Raw genomic sequence first — 24,841 nt, forward strand, 5'->3', positions numbered from 1 at the left:
GCTAAGGATTTGGGCCTGAAAGCGTCGGGACCGATGCCGACGACCGCCATGGTGCTTGCCGCCGGGCTCGGCAAGCGCATGCGGCCCATCACCGAGACCATGCCGAAGCCGCTGGTCAAGGTCGCCGGCAAGACATTGCTCGACTGGGGGCTGGACAGCCTAGCCGAAGCCGGTGTCGCCAAGGCCGTCGTCAACGTCCATTACCTGCCGCAACAGATCGTGGACCATGTAGCCCGCCGCAGTGCGCCGAGAATCGTCATCTCGGATGAGAGCAGCGGCCTGCTCGACTCTGCCGGCGGCATCGTCAAGGCATTGCCCAGGTTAGGGGCACCCTTCTATGTGCTCAACGCCGACACCTTCTGGATCGACAGCGGCGTTTCCAATCTCAGGCGACTTGCCCTTGCATGGGAGGGCGCGACAATGGACATTCTGCTGATGCTTGCGGATCTCCAGTCGGCAACCGGACATAGCGGCGGCACCGATTTCCTGATGGCGCCGGACGGCGCGTTGCGGCGTGCGAACAACGATCCGGCCGGCCTGATCTATGCCGGCGCCGCAATCGTCCATCCGCGCATCTTCAAGGACGCGCCGGCCGGCCCGCTGTCGCTCAACGCCTATTTCGATGCGGCAATCGCCGCCGGCCGCCTGTTCGGCATGACGATGCGTGGCCATTGGATCACTGTCGGCACACCCGACGCGATCCCGCGGGCGGAAGCAGTGGTCGCTGCCGCGCTTGCCGGCACGCCCGATGCTCTTGCTGAGGCACCCGGCGCTCTTGCCGAGTCGAAATGAGCGGCTCCCGCCGCGTTTTCTCGATCCCGCCCGGAGCGCCGTTCCTGCCGACGCTGGCCGAGGCGCTGCTTGCAGGGCGCCTGGTTCCCGGCTTTGCCTATGATGGCGATCCGCTGGTGCTGGCCGATCTCACCATCTACGTGCCGACGCGCCGTGCAGCGCGGGCGCTCCGCGGCGTCTTCGTCGATGCTCTCTCGCGCTCGGGAAGCCGTTCGGCGATCCTGCCGGTCATCCGCCCACTTGGTGAGTTTGATGAAGATGAAGCCGCCTTCGAGACGGAAGCTTCGGCCGCCATCGACTTTGCGCCGCCGATCGGCGCGGTCGAGCGTCTTCTGCTGCTTGCGCCGCTGGTGCGGGCGTGGAAACGCCGCCTGCCGGCACATGTCGCGGCATTGTTCGACGAGGAGATCGTCATCCCGGCCTCCGCCGCCGACGCCATCTGGCTGGCGCGCGACCTTGCACGGCTGATGGATGAGATCGAGACGGAAGGCACGGATTGGGCGAGGCTCGCCGACCTTGTAACCGGCAACCTTGCAGGCTGGTGGCAGGTGACGCTCGATTTCCTGACCATCGTGACTGAGAACTGGCCGAAGCTGCTCGAGGAACGCCGTCGCTCCAATCCGGCAGCGCATCGCAATGCCCTGATAAGGCTGGAAGCGGCGCGGCTGAAGCGCAATCCACCCGCCGGGCCGGTGATCGCCGCCGGCTCTACCGGCTCCATCCCCGCCACGGCCGAGCTGCTTGCCGTAATCGCCGGTCTGCCCAATGGCGCTGTTGTGCTGCCCGGCCTCGACCGGACGCTGGACGAGCCGTCCTTTGCCGCCGTCAGTGCACCTGGTGCGCGGCCGGCTTTGCTTGGCCATCCGCAATACGGCCTGGCAAAGTTGATCGGCAAGATCGGGGTGCTTCGGGCCGATGTCGGGGAGCTTGCTGTTGCGCCGCGGCCACTTGCGCTGCGCGCCGCACTTGTCGGCGAGGCGCTGCGGCCGGCGGAGACCACCGAGCTCTGGGCCGAGACGCGCGCGCGCTTCACCGCTGGCGATAGTGCCGAGGCCTTCGCTGGTGTGACGCTTCTCGAGGCCGCCAGCGAACGCGACGAAGCCGTGGCGATCGCCGTTGCGCTCAAACAGGCCGTCGAACGGCCCGGCCAGCGCGCCGCACTGCTCACCGGCGACCGCGCGCTGGCGCGACGCGTCTCGGTCGAGCTGTTGCGCTTCGGCGTCGCCGCCGACGATTCCGGCGGCACGCCGCTCATCAACACGCCAGCCGCCAGCCTGCTCCGGCTGGCGCTTCAGGCGGCGTTCCGCCCGGGCGATCCGGTCGCCCTGCTGTCACTGCTCAAGCATCCCTTGCTTGGCCTCGGCCTGGAGCGGGCAAGCGTCCGCCATGCGGCCGAAATCGTCGAACTCGTGGCGCTGCGCGGCGGCACCGGTCGCCCGGACGTCGCGTCGCTGCCGCAACTCTTCGGTGCCCGGCTTGCCGAATTCGACGACGGCGGCAATCGCCGCCCGCCTTTCTGGCGATCGCGCCTCTCGGTCAGGCGCATCGAACAGGCGCGCGATCTGCTGATCCGGCTAACGGCTGCGCTGGCGCCGCTGGTTGCCTTTCGCGGCGAGGAGAATGCCGATCTTGCCACGCTTGTGCGCGCCAGTGTCGGCGTGCTCGAAAGCCTCGGCCGCGCTGCTGACGGAAGCCTCAGCGAACTCTATGCCGGCGATGCCGGTGAAAAGCTTGCCGAGCTCTTGCGCGGTCTGGTCGCGGCCTCGGTGTCGTTCTCCTTCGCCGCGGACGAATGGCCCGATGTGATGGAGGCGCTGATTGCGCCCGAAATGGTCAAGCCGGCGCAGGGCACCGACAGGAGCATCGCCATCTGGGGCGTGCTGGAAGCGCGGCTTCAGGATATCGACACGCTGGTCGTCGGCGGACTCAACGAAGGCGTGTGGCCGCGCAAGCCGGAGAGTGACCGCTTTATGTCGCGGCTGATGAAGACCGGCATCGATCTTGAACCGCCGGAGCGGCGCATCGGCCTTGCCGCCCATGATTTCCAGATGGCCATGGGCGCCAAAAAAGTGGTGCTGGCTCGCTCCGCCCGTTCCGGCGACGCTCCGTCGGTGCCGTCGCGCTGGCTGCAGCGTATCCTTACCTTCGTCGGCGAGGACCATGCTGTGGCACTTCGCCGGCGCGGCGATGAACTGCTTGCCTGGGCGCGTGCGCTTGATGCCGGCGAAAAGCAGGACTTTGCGCCGAGGCCGCAGCCGAAACCGCCGCTCGCCCTGCGGCCGCACCACTTCTCGGTCACCGAGATCGAGACGCTACGTCGCGACCCGTATGCGGTCTATGCCAGAAGGATACTCGGCCTGATGCCACTCGATCCGGTCGTTCGTGATCCGGGCGCTGCCGAGCGCGGCACGCTGTTTCATGCCATTCTGCACCTCTTCTCAGCGAGGGTGGCCGACCCGCGCGCGCCGGAGGCGCTGGACGGGCTCATCGCCGCCGGCCGGTCCTGCTTTGCCGATGCTGCCCTGCCCGCCGATGTCGAGGCGGTGTGGTGGCCGCGCTTCGAAAAGCTTGCCGCCGGCATTATCGAATGGGAGCGCGGCCGGGCCGCCGCCGTGGTACGGCGGCACGCCGAGGAACGCGCCGAAAAGACCGGCGTCGGCCGATCCGGCGTGACCCTGTCCGGCTATGCCGATCGCATCGATCTGCTGGCCGGCGGCATGGCCGACATCCTCGATTACAAGACCGGCTCCTCGCCATCCAAAGCGCAGGCGCGCACGCTGCTCGCGCCGCAACTGGCGCTGGAGGGCGCGCTGCTGCGTCGCGGCGCCTTCAAGGAGCTTGGCGCATGCGAGCCGTCGCAATTGGCCTTCGTGCGGCTGAAGCCGAACGGAGAGGTGTTCGAGGAATCGATCCTCGAATACAACCGCAAGCCGCGAACCGCCGCCGATCTCGCCGAAGAGGCTTGGGCGCGGCTGGAAAAACTGCTGATCCACTACGCCGACCCGGCGACCGGCTATCTGTCGCGGGCGCTGCCGTTCCGCGAAGGTGAGACCGACGGCGACTACGACCATCTCGCCCGCGTGCTGGAATGGTCCGCCGGCGGCGACGCCGACGAGGAGGGAGGGGAGGCGTGAAGAAGGCCTATCCCATCCCGAGCGACACCGCCGCCAGCCAAGCGAGCGCCTCCGACCCGCATAACTCCGCATGGGTGTCGGCAAACGCCGGATCGGGCAAGACCCATGTGCTCGCCCAGCGCGTCATCCGGCTTTTGCTGCGCGGCACCGATCCGTCCAAGATCCTGTGCTTGACCTATACGCGCGCCGCCGCCGCCAACATGTCGAACCGGGTGTTTTCGACCCTGTCGCAATGGACGGCGCTTGGTGATGCCGAGCTCTCGACACGGATAGAGGCGCTGGACAGCCGCCAGCCCGACCGCGAAACCATGCGCCAGGCGCGGCGGCTGTTTGCCGAGGCGCTGGAAACACCGGGCGGGCTGAAGATCCAGACCATTCACGCCTTCTGCGAATCGGTGCTGCATCAGTTCCCGCTGGAAGCCAACATCCCGGCGCATTTCGAAATGCTTGATCCGCAAATGGAGGCTTCGCTGTTCGCCGCCGCCCGCCGCGACATGATCTCCGGCGGCGTTGCAGGCGATGCGGCACTGGCCGAGGCTTTCGCCACCGTGCTGGAGCGCGGCGGCGAACATGGGCTCGACGCGTTGCTAGGCGAGATCGTGCGCAAGCGCGACGGTTTGCGCACCTTCATCGCCGCGGCCGGCGGCGATGGTTTTCAGGCGCTGTTCGACGAGTTCCATTTCCGCGCCGGCCAGACCGCCGAAGGCATCGCCGCCTCGGTCTGGCAGCTGCCCGGCTTCCTGCCGGATTATCTCGTCACCTTTTCACGGGCGGCCGAGGCCGCCGATGCGCGCATCGTGCTGAACAATCTGCTGCCATACGCCCGTCTTGCCTTTGCCGAGGACGATCCGGTCCGACGCCTGAATTTGCTCTCCAAGGCTTTCTTGAGGGCCGATGGCGAGCCTTATGATCCGGCAAAGACGTTCAAGAAGGCGCTGCTCGACCGGCTGCCCGATCTTGCCGAACGTTATCTCGTGGCGGTCGACGCCATTCTCGAAATCTCCGACCGCCTGGCCTTGTTCAGGATGTTGGAAGGCACGCGTGCCGCGCTGACCATCGCCGACTGGCTGATCGCCCGCTACGAGCAATTGAAGCGCGCCCGCGGCTTCCTCGACTTCAACGACCTGATCACCCGCACTGTCAATCTACTGGCGCGGCCCGACGCCGGCCCATGGGTGCAATACAAGCTCGACCAGGGCATCGACCACATCCTCCTCGACGAGGCGCAGGACACCAGTCCCGACCAGTGGGACGTGGTCAAGCGGCTGGCGGAGGAGTTCTTTGCCGGGCTCGGCGCCCGCGACGCCGTCCACCGCACCATCTTTGCGGTCGGTGACGAAAAGCAGTCGATCTATTCCTTTCAGGGGGCCGCCCCGGATTCCTTTGCTGACAGCCGGCTTTTGTTTGCCGGCAAAGTTAGAAGCGCCGCCGCCGCCTTCGCCGATCTCAAGCTGACCTGGTCGTTCCGCTCGACCGACGACGTGCTCGCGGCGGTGGATCGTGTCTTTGCCGACCCGAACGTGCGGCGCGGCATCAGCCACGATCCCGATCCGCTCGACCACAAGGCGATCCGCACCGATGCGCCGGGTTATGTCGAGGTCTGGCCGTCGATCGGCGCCGATGTCGTCGACGAACCAGACGATTGGACGCAAGCGGTCGACCATGCCCATGCGCCGGCAGTACGCGTCGCTGAAAACGTCGCGGCAACCATTGCCGGCTGGATCGGCGGCGGCGAGACTATCGAAGGCCGCGGCAAGAAACTGCGGCCCGGCGACGTGCTGGTGCTGGTGCGCAAGCGCGATCGCTTCGTCCATGCGCTGACGCGGGCGCTGAAGCGCCGCGACATTCCGGTGGCCGGCGCCGACCGGCTCAGCCTGCCCGGCCACATCGCGGTGAAGGACCTGATCGCACTCGGCCATTTTCTCATCCAGCCGCAGGACGATCTGTCGCTGGCCGCCGTGCTGCGCAGCCCGATCTTCGATGTCTCGGAAGAGCAGCTTTTCGCGCTTGCTGCCGAGAGGCCGTCGGGCGTCTCGCTGTTCGCCTCGCTGCGCCGGCATGCCGGCGAAAGCGAGGCGTTGGCCGCCGTCGTCAGCCGGCTCGACACATGGTCGAACGAAGTCGCATTCAAGCCGGTGTTCGAATTTTACGCCGGAGCTCTCGCCCGCGACGGCCTGCGCAAGAAGATGATCGCGCGGCTCGGTCCGGAGGCCGGCGACATCCTCGACGAATTCCTGAATTTCTGCCTGGCCGAGGAGCGGACCGGCCTGCCGGGACTGGAATCCTTCCTGTCGACATTGGAAAACGCCGGCCCCGAGATCAAGCGCGAAATGGACCAGACCCGCGACGAGGTTCGCGTCATGACCGTGCATGCCGCCAAGGGCCTGGAAGCGCCGGTGGTATTCCTGGTCGATGGCGGCTCCGCGCCGTTCAGCGACCAGCACCTGCCGAGATTGATGCCGTTCGAAGGGTCGGGCGACTGCTGGGAGGGCAAGGGCTATCTCTGGCGGTCGGCCAGCGATGTCGCCAATGGATTTTCACGCGCCGCATCGGCCCGCGCCCGCGAGCTCGCCGACGACGAATACCGCCGGCTGCTCTATGTCGGCATGACTCGCGCCGAGGATCGGCTGATCGTCTGCGGCTACCATGGCAAGCGGGCGCAGAATACCGGCACCTGGCATTCGGTCGTCAGCCGCGCGCTGGTCGGCGCCGCTGAAAGCGCGGAACGCCGGCATCCCCCCACTGGCGAGACCGTGCATCGTTTCCAGGTGACGAAGCTGCCGCCCATGCCACTGGCGGCAGTGGATGAGGCACGGCAGGCGGAACGCTTTGCGCCACTGCCGGAAACGCTGTTCCAGCCTTTGCCGCCTTTCGAGGAACTGCCGCGGCCGCTCTCGCCGTCCGGCGCCTCGGTGCTGATCGACGAGGCGCGGCAAGCGGTGGCCGACACGCGTTCGCCGGTATTGGATGCCGACGCCGAGCCCGGCTTTGCCGTGATTCGCGGGTTGGCGCTGCACAAATTGCTGCAGATGCTGCCCGGCATCGCCGAGGGAAAACGCCAGGATGCCGCCGAGCGCTATTTGGCGCGCGCCGGAGCTCAATGGCCTGAAGACGAGCGCGACAAAGCCTTGGCTGGCGTTTCCAGAATTCTTGCCGACAGCCGCTTCGCGCCGCTGTTTGCACCAAACTCGCGCGCTGAAGTCGCCATCATGGGCAGCCTGGAGGTGAGGGGCAAACTGCGCTCGATCTCCGGCAAGATCGACCGGCTGGCAGTAACGCCGGACAAGGTTTCGATCGTCGACTACAAGACCAATCGGCCAGCGCCAGCTACGCTCGCCGAAGTGCCGCAAGCCTATGTTCTGCAACTCGCACTTTATCGCGCGCTGCTTCAGCCGCTCTATCCGGGACGCGAGGTCTCGGCGGCGCTGCTGTTCACCGAGGCGCCGCGGCTGATCGAACCGCCGGCGGCCGCAATGGACGACGCGCTTGCTAGACTCACGGGAGCGTGACACAACACTTGCTTGAAGACGGACACGATCACCACCACATTTGGTGCGACGAACAAATCGAAAGGATCTCAGCATGGCCACCGTCAAGGTCGACAAGAGCAATTTCCAGGCCGACGTGCTCAACGCCAAGGAGCCGGTCGTGGTCGATTTCTGGGCGGAATGGTGCGGCCCGTGCAAGATGATCGCCCCGGCGCTTGAGGATATCGCCATCGAACTCGGCAGCAAGATAAAGATCGCCAAGCTCAACATCGATGAGAATCCTGAGCTGGCCGCGCAGTTCGGCGTGCGCTCGATCCCGACGCTGATGATCTTCAAGGGCGGCGAAGTCGCCGATATGAAGGTCGGTGCTGCGCCGAAAACGGCATTGTCGCACTGGATCAACGGCAGTCTCGCCTGATCCGATCAAAATTTTGCAGAAAAGCCCGGCCTCGCGCCGGGCTTTCTTTTGCTGGCGTCATTGGTGGGCCGCTCTGGCACTCGCGGCTTGCCGCCCCGTATTCTTCTCTTCTGAATACAAAGGAGAAGCGATATGACCGGATCCGCCAAGGCCACCGTCTTCATCGACAATGAGCGCGTCATCGTCACCGAATACCGCTTCGCCCCGGGCGACAACACCGGCTGGCACCGCCATGGCCACGACTATGTGATCGTGCCGTTGACCGACGGCAAGGTGAAGCTCCTGACCAAGGATGGCGAATCCTTCGCCGAAATGAAGAAGGGCGCGCCCTATTTCCGCAATGAGGGCGTCGAACATGACGTCATCAGCGCAAACGATGGCGAATTCGCCTTCATCGAGGTCGAGCTGAAGTAGTCCACCAACCATCGGCTGCGCCGCTACAATTGTCCGGCGAGGCGCGATCACCAATCCGCGATGCGATCGCCGCCGACGAATTGTGCGCTTTTCTCAGTGTATTCGAACAGTTCGATCTTCACGCCGTTGGGGTCGCGGATCCAAGCCTGGTAGGTGTCATCGCACGCGCGTTTCTTGGAAGTGACATCAACCCCCTCTGACCTCAGATGGGCGATCGCGGCGTCGATGTTTTCCACTTCGAGGCAGAAGTGGTTGATCTGGTTCAAGTCGCTATAGCTCGCGCCGTCTTTCTGGAACACTTCGACATGGCTACGGCTGCCGCAATTGAGATAGAAGCCGAAAATCTTGCCGTCGCGCAGGAAATTGAACTGCGTATCCATGCCGAGGACGTCCCGATAGAAGCTTCGCGTCTTCTCCAGGTCATTCGCGAAAATGCAAACGTGAGCGAGCTGCTTTACCTTGATCATGATTGGCTCCTCGCGGTGATCTGATAGGTGTGGCGTCATCATGGCCCGGGTGGAGGCACGCCTCAAACCGGCGGTGTGCCGTTTTCGGCCAATACCGCACCGGCCAGGTAAAGCGAGCCGCCGATAAGGATGCGCGGCGGCGGTCCGTCCCATGTGTCGCGCAGCAGCATCAGCGCATTGGCGACGGAACTGACGGGTTCGGCCGACAGGCCGGCCTCGATGGCGCGCGTCGCCAGTTCGTCGTTCGGCACGCCGGCGTCACTCGTGCTCACTGGCACGGTGTAGACATGCCGGACGAGCCCTTTGAAGGCGCGGAAATAGCCGCTCTGGTCCTTGGTGTTGATCATGCCCGAGATCAGGAACAGCGGCCGCGGGTTCTTTTCCTCCTGCTCGGCCAGCGCCTCAGCGACGACCACGCCGGCGCCGGGATTATGGCCGCCGTCGAGCCAGATGTCGGCGCCCTTCGGCGCCAGTTCGCCCAGCCGCCCCTGCGGCAGCTTTTGCATGCGGCCCGGCCAGATGACATTGGCCATCGCTTTCTCGGCGGCGCGGTGGCTAATCTCGAAGCCCGCCGCCTTGACCGCCGCGATCGCCGCTGCCGCATTGGCGAATTGGTGGCGCCCCGGCAGGCGCGGCGGCGGCAGGTCCATCAATCCGTCTTCATCCTGATAGACCATGCGCCCGTTTTCCTCATAGGCAAGGAAATCCTGGCCATAGACGAAGGCGGGGCAGTCGAGCCGTTCGGCGGTTTCGATGAGCACCTGCTGCGCCGTCTCGCTTTCCTGCGCGCCGATGACGACCGGGCATCCACGCTTGATGATGCCGGCCTTTTCGGCGGCGATCAGTTCAACGCGGTCGCCGAGATAGGCTTCGTGGTCGAGCGAGACCGGCATGATCACCGACACGGCCGGCTCGGCGATGACATTGGTTGCGTCGAATCGGCCGCCAAGGCCGACCTCGAGGATGACGGCATCGGCCGGATATTCGGAAAACAGCACGAAGGTGACTGCGGTGAGGATTTCGAACACGGTGATCTTCTGGCCTTGGTTGGCCTTGGCGACGCGGGCGATGGCTTCGGCGAAGACCTTGTCGTCCACCAGCCTGCCGCCGCCATCGGCGGCCAGTCGGTAGCGCTCATGCCAGTTCACCAGATGTGGCGATGTGTGGACATGGACGCGGTAGCCGGCGGCTTCGAGCAGCGCCCGTGAAAAGGCGGCACAGGAGCCCTTGCCGTTGGTGCCGGCGATGTGGATGACCGGCGGCAGCTGGTCCTGCGGGTTGCCGAGGCGCTCGAGTAGCCGCGAAATGCGGTCAAGCGAAAGGTCGAAGCCCTTCGGGTGAAGCGCCATCAGGCTTTCGATTTCGCGGTCGGCGGCAAGCGTGGTCATGAAGGAATCCTAAGCGTGCGCACAACGGCACACAACAGCCGCCCGCGCCGCATGATGTCGTGTCAGGCTTGCGGCCTGGCCTCGACCGGGATCACCGACGGCGGCAGGATTTCCGGCTCCTGCGATTTTTGCTCTTCCGGCAGCTTGAGCAGCATTCTCAGCAGCCGCGCAATCGTCTGGCGCATCTCCAGCCGTGACACCACCATGTCGACCATGCCGTGTTCCATCAGATATTCGGCGCGCTGGAAGCCGTCGGGCAGCTTTTCCCTGATGGTCTGCTCGATGACGCGCGGGCCGGCAAAGCCGATCAGGGCGCCGGGCTCCGCAATGTGCACGTCACCCAGCATGGCGTAGGAGGCGGTGACGCCGCCGGTCGTCGGGTTGGTCAGGACGACGATGTAGGGAAGGCCGGCCTCCTTCAGTCTGTCGACGCCGACCGTGGTCCGCGGCAACTGCATCAGCGACAGGATGCCTTCCTGCATACGGGCGCCGCCGGAGGCCGCAAACAGGATCAGCGGCCGCTTGCGCTGCAGGGCGACCTCAAAGCCATGGACGATGGCGTCACCGGCCGCCATGCCGAGCGAGCCGCCCATGAAGGCAAAATCCTGCACCGTCACCACCACCGGCAGGCCTTCGACGGTACCCAGCGCATTGATGATGGCGTCTTCCATGCCGGTCTTGGCCTTGGCATCCTTCAGCCGGTCTACATAGCGCTTCTCGTCGCGGAACTTGAGTGGATCCTGCACCACCTTGGGGTTTTCCAGCGTTTCGTATTTGCCGTCGTCGAGGAAGAACTTCAGCCGTTCCTTGGCCGATATCTTCATATGGTGGCCGGAGGACGGGATGACGAACTGGTTCTGCTCCAGATCCTTGTGGAACACCATTTCGCCGGTCTCGGGATCCTTGATCCACAGGTTTTCCGGCATGTCGGTGCGGCGGCCGAGCATCGAATTGATCTTCGGGCGGACGTAATTGGTGATCCAGTTCATCGCTTCGGCTCCTGTCCTTACGAAGAGTTAGACCATGATCCCGAAAAGTGGAAACCGGTTTTCGGCAAAGATCATGGTCAACCAGATGATCAAGACTATTCGGCGGCAGCAAGGCGAGCCGCGCGAACCCCTTGCGACAGCCCGCTGACCAGCGTGGCGACAGCTTCTGCCGGATCGGCGGTCTTTTCGCCCTTCGGCCCGAGCACGTTGGCGACCGCATTGACGATCGCCGTGCCGACGACGACGCCGTCGGCCGAGGCACCGATGGTGCGCGCCTGCTCGGCGGTCTTGACGCCGAAGCCGACGCAGACGGGCAGGTCGGTATGGCTCTTGATGCGCTTGACCGCTGCCGCCACCTTGCCGGTGTCGGCCAGCGCCGAGCCGGTAATGCCGGTCATCGAGACATAGTAGACGAAGCCCGACGTGTTCTGCAGCACCTTGCGCAGGCGCTTGTCGTCGGTGGTCGGGGTCGCCAGCCGGATGAAGTTGATGCCGGCCTTGAGTGCCGGGATGCAAAGCTCCTCGTCCATCTCCGGTGGCAGGTCGACGACGATCAGCCCGTCTATGCCGCTGGCCAGCGCGTCGCTCAGGAAGCGCTTGACGCCGTAGATGTAGATCGGATTGTAGTAGCCCATCAAGACAATCGGCGTTTCATTGTCGCCGGCGCGGAATTCCGAGGCCATCTTCAGCGTCTTGACCAGTGTCTGGCCGCCCTTCAGCGCCCGCAGGCCGGCCGCCTGGATCGCCGGGCCGTCGGCCATCGGATCGGAAAACGGCATGCCGAGCTCGATGATGTCGCTGCCGGCGCCAGGCAGCGCTTTCATGATCGACAGCGACGTGTCGTAGTCGGGGTCGCCGCCCATGAAATAGGTGACGAGTGCCGGTCGGCCTTCGGCCTTCAGCTTCGCCATGCGGCGGTCGATACGGGTGGTCATGATCAGATCTCCATGCCCAGCATATTGGCTACCGTATGCACGTCCTTGTCGCCGCGGCCGGACAGATTGACGATGACGATCTGGTCCTTGTCCATATCAGGCACGATCTTCACCGCCTGCGCGATGGCGTGGGCGGATTCCAGCGCCGGAATGATGCCCTCGACGCGCGTCGTCAGCTGAAACGCCTCCAGCGCCTCGTCGTCGAGGATCGGCACATAGTCGACGCGGCCGGAATCGCGCAGCCACGAGTGCTCTGGCCCGACGCCAGGATAGTCGAGCCCGGCCGAGATCGAGTGGCCGTCCATGATCTGGCCGTCGGCGTTCTGCAGGAGGTAGGTACGGTTGCCATGCAGCACGCCGGGCGCGCCGGCACTCATCGAAGCGCAATGCTCGATGCCATCGAGGCCGCGGCCGCCGGCTTCGACGCCGATGATGCGAACCTCTTTGTCGTCGAGGAAGGGATGGAACAGGCCGATGGCGTTGGAACCGCCGCCGACACAAGCGATGATGGTGTCCGGCAGCCGGCCTTCCTGCTCGAGGATCTGGGCGCGCGCCTCGGTGCCGATCACCGACTGGAAGTCGCGCACCAACTCCGGATAGGGGTGGGGGCCGGCGGCTGTGCCGATCAGGTAGTAGGTGTCCTCGACATTGGTCACCCAGTCGCGCAACGCCTCGTTCATGGCGTCCTTCAGCGTGCCGTGGCCGGCGGTCACCGGCCGCACTTCCGCGCCCAGAAGCTTCATGCGAAAGACGTTGGGGCTTTGCCGGGCGACATCGGTCGCGCCCATATAGACGATACAGGGAAGCCCAAAGCGCGCCGCCACTGTAGCGGAAGCGACGCCATGCTGGCCGGCTCCGGTCTCGGCGATGATCCTCGTCTTGCCCATGCGCTTGGCGAGCAGGATCTGGCCGAGGCAGTTGTTGATCTTGTGCGAGCCGGTGTGGTTCAGATCCTCGCGCTTGAAATAGACCTTTGCGCCCCCGCCGAGGCCCTTCGCTGCGGAAACCTCGCGAAGATGCCTGGTCAAGCCTTCGGCGAAATAGAGCTTCGACGGCCGCCCGGCGTAATGCGTCGAGAGATCGGTCAGTTCGGCCTTGAAGTCCGGATCGTTCTTGACCTCGTTCCAGTGCCGCTCCAGCTCAAGGATCAGCGGCATCAGCGTTTCGGCAACGAAACGACCGCCAAAAATGCCGAACATGCCCTGCTCGTCGGGGCCGGTGCGGAAGGAATTCGGTATCGCCGGCTTATCCATCGCCGATCTCCTGGTCTGTGGTTTGAAGCGTGGTCAGGCGGCGCGGTTGTCGCGTGCTGCCCCGACGGCCCGGAAAAATTGTTCGATCAGCGCCGGTTCCTTGACCCCCGGCGCGCTTTCCACGCCCGAGGAAAGATCTATTCCGGGCGGGTTCGCCAGCCGAAGGGCGTCGCCGATATTGCCGGCATTGAGCCCACCGGAAAGCATGTAATCGACGCCGGCGTCAAGGCCGGCCAGAATGCGCCAGTCGAAGGCAAGACCGTTGCCGCCCGGCAGTTCCGAACCCTTAGGCGGCTTGGCATCGAACAGAAAGCGGTCGGCAATGCCGATGAAGGGTTTAACCCGCTCGAGATCGGCAGCCTCGCTGACCGGCAGTGCCTTCATCACCGGCAAGCCGTAGCGCGCCTTCACCTCAGCCACCCGGTCGGGCGTTTCGGCGCCGTGAAGCTGCAGCATGTCGGGCTGCATTTTTTCGACGATCTCGTCCAGGAACGGGTCGCTGGCGTCGACCGTCACCGCAACCGCCTTGGTCTTGCCGCGCGCCGCTTCGCGCAGGCGGCCGGCTTCCACCGGCTCGACATAGCGCGGGCTTTTGGCAAAGAAATTGAAGCCGACATGGCTGGCGCCGCCGGCCAATGCCGCGGCCAGTGCCTTGTCAGTCTTCAATCCGCATATCTTGATGTCCAGCGCCATGGCGCGGGATTGGCACGAAACGACCAAAGAGTCGAGAAAAAGCATCCTGTTTGCCGCCGGCGCGGAACGCGCTACCTTGCTAATGTAAGAGCGGAACGCGCCACCTTGCTAATATAAGAGCGCAACGCGCTACCTTGCTCAGGCACAAAGGCGGGAGAACAAAGACCATGCCGGAAAAGACCGTCGCGGAACTCAGGCAAAAGCTGGCGCAGGCCCATGAGGTCATCGCTCATTTGATGGACAAGGCAGCCTTCAACGGCGCGGAGGCGCATCGGGCGCTGGCTTATTTCAGCAACGATGGCTTCGAGAAGGATTTCCTGCCCTGGCCGCGCCATGTCGACGAGGGATTGCGGCCGGAGGAGTTGAACGCCGCCAACGACGATTGAATCGGGCAACTACTCGAACGTGATCGCCTGCAGCGCGCCGCCATTGCGCTTGAGCCAATCCTTGCAGCGCTCGGTGTCCGGGCACAGCTGCTCGCATAATTTCCAGAATTTCGGGCCGTGGTTCATCTCCTTGAGATGCGCCACCTCGTGCGCCACGAGGTAGTTTATCACCGGCCGCGGCGCCATCATGATGCGCCAGGAAAACGACAGATTGCCGTCCGACGTGCAGGACCCCCAGCGGCTCGACGTATCCTTGAAGCGGATCGCCTTGGCGCGCTTGCCGACCGCAGCACTGTGCTTGGTCACCAGCGCCTCGATCTCGCGCTTGGCTTCGCGCTTGAGGAAATCGGCGATGCGGCGCGGCAGATGCAGGCGCTCACCATGCACGATCATCAGCGGACCGCGCTCGTCGCGCGACAGCGTGACTGTACCGCGTTTCGACGGTTCATGGACGATGCGATGCGGCACACCGCGCACCGGTATCTTGATGCCGGGCCGCACCTGCGGCCGGTTGGGCACCTTGGCCAGCCTTTGCTCCAGCCAGTCCTGATGACGGTCGAGGAATCTTTCCACCTCGCCGCGCCGCAGCCCCGGCGGCACGGTGATGCGCAGGCCGCGGCCGCCGGAATCGATGCGCAGCGTCAGGCGCCGCGCCCTGTCGTTCTCGACGATCTTGAGCGGCAGCGTGCGGCCGGCAACGCAATGCTCGCGCTCCACGACGGGCGTGGGCTTGGGTTTCGTCGGGGTGCGAAAGAAGCCGAAGGACATTCCGGGACGATACGTGATTCGAGGGAAACGACTAGAACAAAAAAGAAACGGCGCCGCTGACGCGACGCCGTTGGATTATCTATCTGGGCACGGGACCCTTACTCGTCGAGCAGGCCTGGCGTGGACTTGCCGGTGGTTTTGTTGTTCGTCGTCGACCCGGTCGTGGGAGACGTCGACTTGTTGCGGTTGGCCATGAAACGATCGAACTCTTCCTGGTCCTTGGCGCGGCGCAATTCGCGGGCATATTCGTCGAACTCGCTCAGCATCTCGTCGAGCTTGCGGCGTTCCTCGGCAAGCCGCTCGAGTTCCTTTTCGCGCCAGTCGTCGAAAGCGACGTTGCCGGTGCGGGCGGAGCCATGCCCCCAGCGCGCGGCCTTGTCGGAACCGCGGCGGCAGCCGGCGAAGATGCCGTCGGTGGCGCGGTTGACGTCGCGCTTGAAGCCGTCGAGCCGGTCGCCCCAGATGATGTAGGCGAGCATGGCGAAGCCGAGCGGCCAGAACACCATGAACCCGATCACCATCAGCGCGATGGTCGCCGGCGTCCAGGCCGGACGGATCAATGCAGATGTGTTCATTTCTCCCAATCCTTCAGTTGGAGACAGCCAAATCCGGCTGCGTGGAATCGAAATGGGATGGAGAAAACGGCGATTCAAGACAGCAACCGCCAAAACCGGACAAGCGGCTGAAATGATTATCGCTTTTTGAGCATTTCAAGGAAAAGCACGACCAATCCGGCGATCAGGCCCCAGAACGCCGCGCCGACGCCGAACAGCGTCAGCCCTGATGCGGTGACGGCGAAGGTGACGGTAGCGGCCATCCGCTCGTCCTCGTCTTTCAAGGCGATCGACAGCGCATTGGTGAGCGGTGCCATCAGCGCCAGGCCGGCGACCAGCGCGATCAGGCTCTGCGGCAATACGGCGAAGATCGCCACCAGCGAGGCGCCGAACAGGGCAAAGACAAGATAGGCCAGCGCGTAGAACGGGCCGGTCTTCCAGCGCTCGGCCGGATCAGGATGCACGTCGGGTCCGGTGCAGATCGCCGCCGAGATCGCCGCCAGATTGGTCGTCGAGGCGCCGAACGGCGCCGTCAGCAGCGAAAACAGGCCGGTGACGCCGATCAGCGGCCCGGGTTCGGGATGATAGCCGGCTGCCCTCAGCACGGCGAGGCCGGATAGGTTCTGCGAGGCCATGGTGACCAGATAGAGCGGCAATGCCAGGCCGATGATCGAAGCGGCGGTGAACTGCGGCATTACCAGCGTCAAGCTCGAGAGTTCCGGTGCCGGCAGACCGCCGACCCGGTCGGTAAGAAAGGCCGCGAGACCGCCGCCGATCAGCACCAACAGCACCGACAGCGCCGGGTTGAACAGGCGGATGACGAAGAAGACCGCAACCAGCGGCAGGATCAGCCAGGGGTCGACGGGCACGGTCTTCACCGCATTGATGGCGAAGGTTACGACGATGCCGGCCAGCATTCCGGACGCGACCGAAGCCGGTATTCTGGCGATCAGCTTGGTCAATGGCCCGAACAGGCCGGTGGCGACCAGCAGGACCCCGGTGACGATGAAGGCGCCAACCGCCTCGCCCATCGAAAAGCCGGTCGATGCGGCGATCAGCGCGACGCCCGGCGTCGACCATGCGGTGATGACCGGCATTTTCGTGCGCCAGGACAGCCACAGGCTCTCGATGGCCATCGCCAGGCAGAGTGCCGTCACCCAGCTTGCGGTCTCGACCTGCGTTGCGCCGACCGCCTTGGCGGCGGCAATGACGATGGCCAGCGTACCGCCGAAGCCGACGATCGCCGCCACAAAGGCGGACACCGGAATGGAAATGCGCATGTTTCTATCCCGCCTGCCGCACCATCGCGTCCACCGCCCGCACCAGCATGTCGAGATCCTGAGGCCGCGACAGGCGGTGGTCGCCGTCCGGAATGAGCGACAGCGTGACGTCGTCGGCCGGCAACTGGCCGACCAGCTTCAGCGCATGGCTCGACGGCACGTCGGGATCGGCCAGGCCTTGCAAGATGTGGACCGGGCAGTGCGTGTCGATCGGCCCAGTCATCACCCGGTTGCTGCGGCCGTCCTCGATCAGTGCGCGGGTGTAGATGTACGGTTCGACGGAATAGTCCGACGGCTCTTCGAAGAAACCCTTTTTCCTGAGGTCGCGCTTCTGCGCCCCAGTCAGCACCGGCTCCACCAGTTCGAACGTGAAATCGGGCGCCGGGGCCAGCAGCACAAGGCCGGCGACGCTGTTCTCGCCCGCCTTACGCAATTCCTGCACCATGCGCAGCGCGATCCACGCGCCCATCGACGAACCAACCAGGATTTGCCTGCCCTGGGTGAAGCGGCGGAAAACCGCCAGGCTCTCGCCCAGCCATTTCGAGATGGTGCCGTCGGCAAAGGCGCCACCCGATTCGCCATGGCCGGAATAATCGTGGCGCAGGAAGGCCCGGCCGTCTTTGCGCGTCCATTCCGACAGGGTTTCGGCCTTGGTGCCCAGCATGTCGGATTTGTAGCCGCCAAGCCAGACGATGCCGGGCTCGGCACCTGCCGCATGCCTGACGGCGATGCTCGTCCCGTCGACGTCTAGGAAGATCGGGGTGGTGGTGCTCATGGTGTATTCCCTCGCGCCGGTCTTTTGGCACAAGCGGGGGTTCAACGAAAAGTGCTCTGTTACTTTCTTCGCTTGGTGCAGAGGAGCATTCATCGAGCAGGTGATTTCCTGAGAATGCTGTGCTATTGACTCCGGCCGCGCGCTCACCACATTGCGCGTTCGCAATTCTGAACTGAAGAACCCCTTAACGAAACGGCTCAAGGAGACCACGACCATTCGCAGACCTTTCAAAGCAGCGGCGCCCACCAAGGAAGGTCCGCGCTCCAACCGTGATATCCGGGTTCCCCGGGTCCAGCTAATCGACGCCGAGGGCCAGAACCGGGGCGATGTCTCCATCAACGACGCATTGCTGCTCGCCGAAGAGGCTGGGCTCGATCTGGTCGAGATATCGCCCAATGCAGTGCCGCCCGTCGTAAAGATCCTCGATCTCGGGAAGCTGAAATACGCCAACCAGAAGAAGGCGGCCGAGGCGCGCAAGAACCAGAAGGTCATCGAGATCAAGGAGATCAAGATGCGCCCGAACATCGACAGCCACGACTATGAGACCAAGATGAAGGCCGTCCGGCGCTTTTTCGAGGAAGGCGATAAGGTCAAGCTGACATTGCGCTTCCGCGGTCGCGAGATGGCGCACATGGAACTCGGCATGCAGCTTCTGAATAAGGTTCGCGAGGAAGTGGCGCCCATCGCCAAGGTCGAAGCCGAACCGAAGCTCGAAGGCCGCCAGATGATGATGGTGCTGGCGCCCCGCTAAAGCGCGTTGCGCTTTAGTTCTGTTTTGTGCATGTCGTTGTCCCAAAACCGCTGCGCACTTTTGGGCGACATGCATTAAATCCGCCTGAATCATGTTGCAAGGCGTCCCGGCGATCGGCGGGGCGCCTGTTTTCTTGGCCAGACGCTGCGATCGCCGGCGAGAGCAACGACGCTCTGGTTCCCTCGACGATCGGATTCCCGACATGGTCAATGAAGTCAGATACGCGCAAGTTAAGCACGGGCTTGGCAGCTACCAGCATATGCGCAGGATGGTACTTGCCGTTCTCATCATGGTGATGTTCGCGGCGCTGCTGTTCGGCCAGTCGGTTTTCCCTCCCGATACGCCAGTGCATGAAACGATCGAAATGGTCGGCGTCGTGCTGATCTTTCTCGGCATCGTCGGGCGCTTGTGGTCGACGCTTTACATCGGCGGACGCAAATCCTCCGAAGTGGTGACCGGCGGACCCTATTCGATCACGCGCAACCCACTCTACCTTTTCTCCACTTTAGCTGCCGCTGGTGTCGGCGCACAGATCGGCTCCATCGCGGCCACGATCGGCTTTGGAGCGCTCTGCGCGGGTGCCTTTTACATCGTTATCCTGCGCGAGGAGAAATTCCTCAAGGAGGTTCTCGGCGCGCCATACCAGGCCTATCTGGCGAAAGTGCCGCGCTTCTTCCCGAAACTGTCACTGTATCAGGAAGGCGACACCGGCAGCTTCAAGCCGCGCCTGCTGCGAACCACGTTACTGGACGGGCTGGTGTTCCTCCTTGCCTTGCCGGCTTTCGAACTGATCGACGGCGCCCAGCAGTCGGGCATATTACCGGTGCTGTTCCGTTTCCCCTGAGCACTACAAGGTTGCTGAGCGCTGGGTGTTGCGCGCGCCCTCGCTTTGACGTATATGACTGCGTTCCAAAAAAACCGCCCGGCAGGGCATGCCGTGGCGGTTTCATTTGCTTTTCGGGCTTTGGTCGGCCTGAAGCGAACAAAAAGCGCATTGGTGCGCATATAAACGGAGTAGCAAAATGCCCAAGATGAAGACCAAATCGGCCGCCAAGAAGCGGTTCAAGATCACAGGTACGGGTAAAGTTCTGTCGGCTGCGGCCGGCAAGCGTCACGGCATGATCAAGCGTTCCAACAAGTTCATTCGAAATGCCCGCGGCACGATGGTTCTGGCTGAACCGGATGGCAAGAAGGTCATCAAGAATTTTCTGCCGAACGGCCTCTAGGGCATGATGCCAAAAAGTTGCAGACTTTTTGGAAAACATCATGCGCCAAAATAAGGGCATTCGGTCTGGACACGCATTTGTTTTACGCAATTCCGAACGGAAAACCGCTAGGCACTTTTCCTGGAATTGCTTTTAAGGAGATCATGACATGGCACGCGTAAAGAGAGGCGTCACCTCGCACGCCAAGCACAAGAAGGTCCTGAAAGCCGCCAAGGGTTTTTACGGCCGCCGCAAGAACACCATTCGCATCGCCAAGCAGGCGGTGGAAAAGTCGCTGCAGTACGCCTATCGCGACCGCAAGAATCGCAAGCGTTCGTTCCGCGCGCTGTGGATCCAGCGCATCAATGCGGCGACGCATGAGCATGGCTTGACCTATGGCCGCTTCATCGACGGTCTCAACAAGGCCGGCATCGAGATCGACCGCAAGATCCTGTCAGATATGGCCATCCATGAGCCGCAGGCTTTTGCCGCACTCGTGGCCAAGGCCAAGGTCGCGCTCGAATACCTGAAGAACACCACGCCGAACGCTTTTGAAAGCGCTGTCGCTTAAGACCAGCGCTTCCCAAGCTATTGACACTTGATTTGGGAAACCCGCGCTGGCAGGGCTGGCGCGGGTTTTTCTTTGCTTCCAATCGGGTCTGGAACATGAGTGACATGGAAACTCTCGAAAATTCCCTGATGGCCGAGATTGCCTCTGCCGCCGACGAGCAGGCAATCGAGGCGGTGCGTGTCTCTGCCCTCGGCAAGAAGGGTTCGGTCTCCGAGATACTGAAGACACTCGGCTCGATGAGCGCCGAGGAGCGCCAGGTCAAAGGTCCGGCAATCAACGGCCTCAAGAACCGCGTCACCGAGGCGCTTTCGGCCCGTCGCGCCGAGCTGAAAGATGTGGCGATCACGGCACGGCTTGCCGCCGAGAAGGTCGACGTCACCTTGCCGGTGCGACAATCGCCGGCCGAGCGCGGCCGCATCCATCCGATCAGCCAGGTTATCGACGAGATCGCGGCCATCTTCGGCGATCTCGGCTTTGCCATCGCCGAAGGTCCCGACATCGAGACCGACTATTACAATTTCACCTCGCTGAACTTCCCGGAAGGCCACCCGGCGCGCGAGATGCACGACACCTTCTTCTTCCAGCCGGACGAGCAGGGCGAACGCAAGCTTTTGCGCACCCACACCTCGCCGGTGCAGATCCGCACCATGGAGATGCAGAAGCCGCCGATCCGCATCGTCATTCCTGGCAAGACCTACCGGCAGGATTCCGATGCCACCCACTCACCGATGTTCCATCAGGTCGAGGGATTGGTGATCGACAAATCGGCCAACGTCGCCAACATGAAGTGGGTACTGGAGGAGTTCTGCAAGGCCTTCTTCGAGGTGCCGAGCGTCAAGATGCGCTTCCGGCCGTCCTTCTTCCCGTTCACCGAGCCCAGCCTCGAGGTCGATATCCAGTGCGACCGTTCGCGGCCTGGCGAGGTGCGCTTCGGTGAAGGCTCAGACTGGCTGGAGATCCTAGGCTGCGGCATGGTCCACCCCAACGTGCTCCGCTACGGCGGCCTCGATCCCGACGAATACCAGGGCTTCGCCTGGGGCATGGGCATCGACCGCATCGCCATGCTGAAATACGGCATGCCCGACCTGCGCGCCTTCTTCGACGCCGATGTGCGCTGGCTGTCGCATTACGGTTTTAGGCCGCTCGACATGCCGACGCTGTTTGGCGGGCTAAGCGTGTGACAACCGGGCCGCAGCAAATCCGCGGGCAGCTAGCCTTCCTGCACATGTCCGACGCGCGGCCGCATAGCTTCAAGCCCAGCGTGCCCAGACCAGACGGAACACAGTCATGAAACTTACCCTCTCCTGGCTCAAGGATCATCTCGAGACCGATGCCTCGCTGGCGGAAATCGTCGAACGTCTCACCTCGATCGGCCTCGAGGTCGAGCATGTCGACGACCGGGCGAGCTTGAAACCTTTCGTCATCGCCAAGGTGCTGACGGCAGTCCAGCATCCCGACGCCGACCGGCTGCGCGTGCTGACCGTCGACACCGGCGACGGCAGGGCGCCGGTGCAGGTTGTCTGCGGCGCGCCGAACGCCCGCGCGGGCCTGATCGGCGCCTTTGCAGCACCCGGCACCTATATTCCCGGCATCGACGTGACGCTGACCGTCGGCAAGATCCGCGGCGTCGAAAGCCACGGCATGATGTGCTCCGAGCGCGAGCTCGAACTGTCCGAGGAGCATGACGGCATCATCGACCTGCCGGCCGATGCGCCGGTCGGCACCAGTTTCGCCGCCTATGCCCATCTCGACGATCCGCTGATCGAAATCAATCTGACGCCGAACCGGCCGGATGCGACCAGCGTTTATGGCATCGCCCGCGATCTGGCGGCGAGCGGGCTCGGCACGCTGAAGAGCGCGCCGATAGAGCCGATCCCCGGCAAGGGCGAGACGCCGGTCAAGGTGACGATCGAAGCGCCGGAGCTCTGTCCCGGCTTTGCGCTGCGCCTGGTGCGCGGCGTCAAGAACGGACCGTCGCCGAAATGGTTGCAGCAAAGGCTTCTCGCCATCGGCTTGAGGCCGATCAGTGCGCTGGTCGACATCACCAATTATGTCACCTTCGATCGCGGCCGGCCGCTGCATGTCTTCGACGCTGCGAAGGTCACCGGCAATCTCACCGTGCGCCGGGCACGCGACGGCGAAAAGGTGCTGGCGCTCGACGGCCGCGAATACACGCTGACGCCGGAGATGTGCGTCATCGCCGACCAGGATGGTATCGAGTCGATCGCCGGCATCATGGGTGGCGAGCATTCCGGCTGCGACGAGAACACCACCGACGTGCTGATCGAGTCGGCACTTTGGGACCCGATCGCCACCGCCCGCACCGGCCGCACGCTCGGCATCATCACCGATGCACGCTACCGCTTCGAGCGTGGCGTCGACCCGGAAATGATGATTCCCGGTGTGGAGCTGGCGACGAGGCTGGTGCTCGATTTCTGCGGCGGTACGCCGACGCAAACCGAAGTCGTCGGCTATGCCGGCCATCGGCCGAAGATCGTCTCGTTCCCATTGTCGGACGTGAAGCGGCTGACCGGCATCGAAGTGCCGCGCTCGACGAGCCTCGACATTCTTGCCCGCCTCGGCTTCAAGCCGGAGGGCACGGGCGATGTCGTCAATGTGGCGGTCCCGTCCTGGCGGCCGGATGTCGACGGCAAGGCCGACCTGGTCGAGGAGGTCATGCGCATCCACGGCGTCGACAATATCGCGCCGCAGCCGCTCGGCAGCCACGACGCGGTCAACGCCAAGATCCTGACTGTGCTGCAGATCCGCACCCGCGCCGCCAAGCGGGCACTTGCCGTGCGCGGCATGATGGAGGCCGTCACCTGGTCGTTCATTCCGGCAAAACACGCCGATTTGTTCGGCGGCGGCCAGCAGGCGCTGAAGCTTGCCAACCCGATCGCCGCCGATATGTCGGACATGCGGCCGTCGCTGCTGCCGGGCCTGATCGCAGCCGCGCAGCGCAACGCCGCCAAGGGCATCGGCGATGTCGCGCTGTTCGAAGTGTCGGGCACTTACGAGGGCGACGGCGCCGACCAGCAGCGGCGTGTTGCCGCCGGCGTTCGGCGCGGCACCGCCAAGCTCGAGGGCTCCGGCCGTCATTGGGCAGGCAATGCCGGCGCCGTCGGCGTCTTCGATGCCAAGGCCGACGCGATCGCTGCACTCGAAGCCTGCGGCGCGCCGGTCGAGCGGCTGCAGATCGAGGCCGGCGGCCCGGCCTGGTATCATCCCGGCCGGTCCGGCACGATCAAGCTCGGGCCGAAGGTCGTGCTCGGCACGTTCGGCGAATTCCATCCGAAGACGCTGGAGGGGCTTGACGTCTCCGGTCCGCTTTGCGGGTTTGAGGTGTTCATCGATGCCGTGCCCGAGCCGAAGGCCAAGCCGACGCGGACAAAGCCGAGGCTCGATCTGTCCGCCTTCCAGGCGGTCAAGCGCGATTTCGCCTTCGTCGTCGACAAGGCGGTCGAAGCCGGCACACTCGTTCGCGCCGCCCTTGCCGCAGACCGGAAGCTGATTTCCGGCGTCTCGGTGTTCGATGTTTTCGAGGGTGCAGCGCTCGGCGCGGCGAAGAAGTCGATCGCCATCGAAGTTTCGATCCAGCCGGTCGAAAAGACGCTGACCGACGAGGATTTCGAGGCGCTGGCCAAGCGCATCGTCGAGAATGTCGGCAAACAGACCGGCGGCGTGCTGCGCGGCTGAGGGATTGCGGACGCATGGCGAATCGCCCTCCAAAGGGCGATGAACCATTTGCGCTATTCAGGGCTGCCCTTCGAGGAACAGCGTGCAGCCTTTCTCGATATCGTCTCGGCCGATCCGCTGGTCGGCGAGACGCTGTCGCGGGTACGGGCGCTCGACCTCCCCGACTGGCTGGTCGTGTCCGGCGCGCTTTACAACAGCGTCTGGAATCATCTGACGGCGAAGCCTTCGGGATATGGCATTCGTGATGTCGATCTGTTCTATTTCGATGAGAGCGATCTGTCTTACGAGGCCGAGGACACGGTCATCCGCCGGGCGGCGAAGCAGTTCGAAGGACTGACGCTGCCGGTCGAAGTGCGCAACCAGGCGCGGGTGCATCTGTGGTTTGAGGCGCGCTTTGGCGGTTCCTATCCCAGACTGTCGTCGTCCGCCGAGGCGCTGTCCTATTTCGCTTCGAAAACCCATGCGGTCGGCGTTAGATTCGGCACCGATGGGCAACTCGCGCTCGTGGCGCCGTTCGGGCTCGACGACATCTTCTCGTTTCGCGTTACCCCGAACCGTGCACTGGATAATCAGCAGACGCACGAGATGAAGGGCGCGCGTGCGAGGGAGAACTGGCCGGAGATCAGTGTCGTGCCTTGGTAGGAAATGTCGGCGGGACAGCACCCCCCCTCTGTCCTGCCGGACATCTCCCCCTCAAGGGGGGAGATCGGCAGCTTCGGCGATCCGCTCGCTCCTGCAACGTCCGTGATTGGCGAAAGCCGAGGTGACATCCAATCTCCCCCCTTGAGGGGGAGATGTCCGGCAGGACAGAGGGGGGTGCCTCGCGCCAATATCTCGCAATTATTTGCATTGCGGTGCGACCGAAAACGGGACGCCGAAACGCC

At 64.0% G+C, this 24,841-nt stretch carries 23 protein-coding genes; 13 read left to right on the forward strand and 10 right to left on the reverse strand.

Annotated elements, in window-relative coordinates; translation table 11 throughout:
- Window positions 1-33: 33 nt before the first annotated feature.
- From NKH63_RS28215 to NKH63_RS28235, 5 genes are all read left to right on the forward strand, one after another.
- A complete protein-coding gene (locus NKH63_RS28215) occupies window positions 34-792 on the forward strand; it encodes a nucleotidyltransferase family protein (RefSeq protein ID WP_023718284.1) in 759 nt (252 codons plus the stop codon).
- The gene (gene addB, locus NKH63_RS28220) at window positions 789-3,926 is read left to right on the forward strand and encodes a double-strand break repair protein AddB (protein WP_352919726.1); all 3,138 of its coding nucleotides are present in this window, start codon (window positions 789-791) and stop codon (window positions 3,924-3,926) included. The genes NKH63_RS28215 and addB overlap by 4 nt, the downstream gene beginning before the upstream one ends.
- On the forward strand, window positions 3,923-7,435 hold the full coding sequence (gene addA, locus NKH63_RS28225) for a double-strand break repair helicase AddA (RefSeq protein ID WP_352919729.1): 3,513 nt from the start codon (window positions 3,923-3,925) through the stop codon (window positions 7,433-7,435). Before addB ends, addA begins: the two co-directional genes overlap by 4 nt.
- Before the next feature lie 73 nt (window positions 7,436-7,508).
- Window positions 7,509-7,832 (forward strand): thioredoxin, encoded by a 324-nt coding sequence (gene trxA, locus NKH63_RS28230; RefSeq protein WP_023677558.1) that lies wholly within the window; start codon window positions 7,509-7,511, stop codon window positions 7,830-7,832.
- A 132-nt stretch (window positions 7,833-7,964) separates the two neighbouring features.
- On the forward strand, window positions 7,965-8,246 hold the full coding sequence (locus NKH63_RS28235) for a cupin domain-containing protein (protein WP_023718287.1): 282 nt from the start codon (window positions 7,965-7,967) through the stop codon (window positions 8,244-8,246).
- A 47-nt stretch (window positions 8,247-8,293) separates the two neighbouring features.
- On the opposite strand, the gene NKH63_RS28240 is transcribed toward NKH63_RS28235, so the two are convergent.
- The 6 genes from NKH63_RS28240 to NKH63_RS28265 form a co-directional block, all read right to left on the reverse strand.
- Window positions 8,294-8,713 carry a VOC family protein gene (locus tag NKH63_RS28240; protein WP_023718288.1) on the reverse strand — a complete coding sequence of 140 codons (420 nt, stop codon included), beginning with the start codon at window positions 8,711-8,713 and terminating at the stop codon, window positions 8,294-8,296.
- A 62-nt stretch (window positions 8,714-8,775) separates the two neighbouring features.
- Complete coding sequence (locus NKH63_RS28245) at window positions 8,776-10,101, reverse strand: bifunctional folylpolyglutamate synthase/dihydrofolate synthase (RefSeq protein WP_023718289.1); 1,326 nt, start codon at window positions 10,099-10,101, stop codon at window positions 8,776-8,778.
- Window positions 10,102-10,163: 62 nt separating this feature from the next.
- On the reverse strand, window positions 10,164-11,090 hold the full coding sequence (gene accD, locus NKH63_RS28250; protein ID WP_023718290.1) for an acetyl-CoA carboxylase, carboxyltransferase subunit beta: 927 nt from the start codon (window positions 11,088-11,090) through the stop codon (window positions 10,164-10,166).
- A 95-nt stretch (window positions 11,091-11,185) separates the two neighbouring features.
- Entirely contained in the window at window positions 11,186-12,025 is an 840-nt protein-coding gene (gene trpA, locus NKH63_RS28255) for a tryptophan synthase subunit alpha (protein WP_352484473.1), read from the reverse strand.
- 2 nt (window positions 12,026-12,027) lie between these two features.
- Window positions 12,028-13,278: a tryptophan synthase subunit beta gene (gene trpB, locus NKH63_RS28260; RefSeq protein ID WP_023718292.1), complete on the reverse strand. Its 1,251-nt coding sequence runs from the start codon at window positions 13,276-13,278 to the stop codon at window positions 12,028-12,030.
- A 33-nt stretch (window positions 13,279-13,311) separates the two neighbouring features.
- Entirely contained in the window at window positions 13,312-13,971 is a 660-nt protein-coding gene (locus NKH63_RS28265; protein ID WP_352919743.1) for a phosphoribosylanthranilate isomerase, read from the reverse strand.
- A 167-nt stretch (window positions 13,972-14,138) separates the two neighbouring features.
- Between NKH63_RS28265 and NKH63_RS28270 the strand changes: the two genes are divergently transcribed.
- Complete coding sequence (locus tag NKH63_RS28270; protein WP_023718294.1) at window positions 14,139-14,357, forward strand: hypothetical protein; 219 nt, start codon at window positions 14,139-14,141, stop codon at window positions 14,355-14,357.
- A gap of 9 nt (window positions 14,358-14,366) precedes the next feature.
- On the opposite strand, the gene NKH63_RS28275 is transcribed toward NKH63_RS28270, so the two are convergent.
- From NKH63_RS28275 to NKH63_RS28290, 4 genes are all read right to left on the reverse strand, one after another.
- Entirely contained in the window at window positions 14,367-15,125 is a 759-nt protein-coding gene (locus NKH63_RS28275) for a M48 family metallopeptidase (protein WP_023718295.1), read from the reverse strand.
- A gap of 98 nt (window positions 15,126-15,223) precedes the next feature.
- Window positions 15,224-15,700 (reverse strand): DUF2852 domain-containing protein, encoded by a 477-nt coding sequence (locus tag NKH63_RS28280; protein ID WP_352495238.1) that lies wholly within the window; start codon window positions 15,698-15,700, stop codon window positions 15,224-15,226.
- A gap of 116 nt (window positions 15,701-15,816) precedes the next feature.
- Window positions 15,817-16,959 carry a benzoate/H(+) symporter BenE family transporter gene (locus tag NKH63_RS28285; protein ID WP_352919732.1) on the reverse strand — a complete coding sequence of 381 codons (1,143 nt, stop codon included), beginning with the start codon at window positions 16,957-16,959 and terminating at the stop codon, window positions 15,817-15,819.
- A gap of 4 nt (window positions 16,960-16,963) precedes the next feature.
- Window positions 16,964-17,734, reverse strand: coding sequence for an alpha/beta hydrolase (locus tag NKH63_RS28290; protein ID WP_352919735.1), 771 nt, complete (start codon window positions 17,732-17,734; stop codon window positions 16,964-16,966).
- A gap of 214 nt (window positions 17,735-17,948) precedes the next feature.
- Here NKH63_RS28290 and infC point away from each other — a divergent pair, with 214 nt between their 5' ends.
- From infC to NKH63_RS28325, 7 genes are all read left to right on the forward strand, one after another.
- Window positions 17,949-18,485, forward strand: a complete 537-nt coding sequence (gene infC, locus NKH63_RS28295; RefSeq protein ID WP_023677573.1) for a translation initiation factor IF-3 — start codon at window positions 17,949-17,951, stop codon at window positions 18,483-18,485.
- Between the two features lie 202 nt (window positions 18,486-18,687).
- Entirely contained in the window at window positions 18,688-19,329 is a 642-nt protein-coding gene (locus NKH63_RS28300) for a methyltransferase family protein (RefSeq protein WP_023718299.1), read from the forward strand.
- Between the two features lie 178 nt (window positions 19,330-19,507).
- Window positions 19,508-19,711 (forward strand): 50S ribosomal protein L35, encoded by a 204-nt coding sequence (gene rpmI, locus NKH63_RS28305; protein WP_006201248.1) that lies wholly within the window; start codon window positions 19,508-19,510, stop codon window positions 19,709-19,711.
- A 148-nt stretch (window positions 19,712-19,859) separates the two neighbouring features.
- Window positions 19,860-20,261, forward strand: a complete 402-nt coding sequence (gene rplT, locus NKH63_RS28310; protein ID WP_006201247.1) for a 50S ribosomal protein L20 — start codon at window positions 19,860-19,862, stop codon at window positions 20,259-20,261.
- 95 nt (window positions 20,262-20,356) lie between these two features.
- Window positions 20,357-21,442 (forward strand): phenylalanine--tRNA ligase subunit alpha, encoded by a 1,086-nt coding sequence (pheS, locus tag NKH63_RS28315; RefSeq protein WP_352919737.1) that lies wholly within the window; start codon window positions 20,357-20,359, stop codon window positions 21,440-21,442.
- A 106-nt stretch (window positions 21,443-21,548) separates the two neighbouring features.
- A complete protein-coding gene (gene pheT, locus NKH63_RS28320; RefSeq protein WP_352919740.1) occupies window positions 21,549-23,957 on the forward strand; it encodes a phenylalanine--tRNA ligase subunit beta in 2,409 nt (802 codons plus the stop codon).
- Window positions 23,958-23,996: 39 nt separating this feature from the next.
- Window positions 23,997-24,599, forward strand: a complete 603-nt coding sequence (locus NKH63_RS28325) for a nucleotidyltransferase family protein (RefSeq protein ID WP_352484467.1) — start codon at window positions 23,997-23,999, stop codon at window positions 24,597-24,599.
- Window positions 24,600-24,841: the final 242 nt, after the last annotated feature.

The sequence above is a fragment of the Mesorhizobium sp. M0960 genome, assembly GCF_040319055.1.
Lineage (GTDB): Bacteria > Pseudomonadota > Alphaproteobacteria > Rhizobiales > Rhizobiaceae > Mesorhizobium.

What these genes read in the sequence shown, in the direction of transcription:
- NKH63_RS28265 (WP_352919743.1), bottom strand. Translation starts at nt 13,971, where the DNA reads ATGGCGCTGGACATCAAGATATGCGGATTGAAGACTGACAAGGCACTG.
- NKH63_RS28245 (WP_023718289.1), bottom strand. Translation starts at nt 10,101, where the DNA reads ATGACCACGCTTGCCGCCGACCGCGAAATCGAAAGCCTGATGGCGCTT.
- pheS (WP_352919737.1), top strand. Translation starts at nt 20,357, where the DNA reads ATGAGTGACATGGAAACTCTCGAAAATTCCCTGATGGCCGAGATTGCC.
- pheT (WP_352919740.1), top strand. Translation starts at nt 21,549, where the DNA reads ATGAAACTTACCCTCTCCTGGCTCAAGGATCATCTCGAGACCGATGCC.
- NKH63_RS28280 (WP_352495238.1), bottom strand. Translation starts at nt 15,700, where the DNA reads ATGAACACATCTGCATTGATCCGTCCGGCCTGGACGCCGGCGACCATC.
- NKH63_RS28285 (WP_352919732.1), bottom strand. Translation starts at nt 16,959, where the DNA reads ATGCGCATTTCCATTCCGGTGTCCGCCTTTGTGGCGGCGATCGTCGGC.
- trxA (WP_023677558.1), top strand. Translation starts at nt 7,509, where the DNA reads ATGGCCACCGTCAAGGTCGACAAGAGCAATTTCCAGGCCGACGTGCTC.
- NKH63_RS28275 (WP_023718295.1), bottom strand. Translation starts at nt 15,125, where the DNA reads ATGTCCTTCGGCTTCTTTCGCACCCCGACGAAACCCAAGCCCACGCCC.
- NKH63_RS28270 (WP_023718294.1), top strand. Translation starts at nt 14,139, where the DNA reads ATGCCGGAAAAGACCGTCGCGGAACTCAGGCAAAAGCTGGCGCAGGCC.
- trpB (WP_023718292.1), bottom strand. Translation starts at nt 13,278, where the DNA reads ATGGATAAGCCGGCGATACCGAATTCCTTCCGCACCGGCCCCGACGAG.
- NKH63_RS28240 (WP_023718288.1), bottom strand. Translation starts at nt 8,713, where the DNA reads ATGATCAAGGTAAAGCAGCTCGCTCACGTTTGCATTTTCGCGAATGAC.
- addB (WP_352919726.1), top strand. Translation starts at nt 789, where the DNA reads ATGAGCGGCTCCCGCCGCGTTTTCTCGATCCCGCCCGGAGCGCCGTTC.
- accD (WP_023718290.1), bottom strand. Translation starts at nt 11,090, where the DNA reads ATGAACTGGATCACCAATTACGTCCGCCCGAAGATCAATTCGATGCTC.
- NKH63_RS28235 (WP_023718287.1), top strand. Translation starts at nt 7,965, where the DNA reads ATGACCGGATCCGCCAAGGCCACCGTCTTCATCGACAATGAGCGCGTC.
- NKH63_RS28290 (WP_352919735.1), bottom strand. Translation starts at nt 17,734, where the DNA reads ATGAGCACCACCACCCCGATCTTCCTAGACGTCGACGGGACGAGCATC.
- NKH63_RS28300 (WP_023718299.1), top strand. Translation starts at nt 18,688, where the DNA reads ATGGTCAATGAAGTCAGATACGCGCAAGTTAAGCACGGGCTTGGCAGC.
- rpmI (WP_006201248.1), top strand. Translation starts at nt 19,508, where the DNA reads ATGCCCAAGATGAAGACCAAATCGGCCGCCAAGAAGCGGTTCAAGATC.
- rplT (WP_006201247.1), top strand. Translation starts at nt 19,860, where the DNA reads ATGGCACGCGTAAAGAGAGGCGTCACCTCGCACGCCAAGCACAAGAAG.
- NKH63_RS28215 (WP_023718284.1), top strand. Translation starts at nt 34, where the DNA reads ATGCCGACGACCGCCATGGTGCTTGCCGCCGGGCTCGGCAAGCGCATG.
- trpA (WP_352484473.1), bottom strand. Translation starts at nt 12,025, where the DNA reads ATGACCACCCGTATCGACCGCCGCATGGCGAAGCTGAAGGCCGAAGGC.
- NKH63_RS28325 (WP_352484467.1), top strand. Translation starts at nt 23,997, where the DNA reads ATGAACCATTTGCGCTATTCAGGGCTGCCCTTCGAGGAACAGCGTGCA.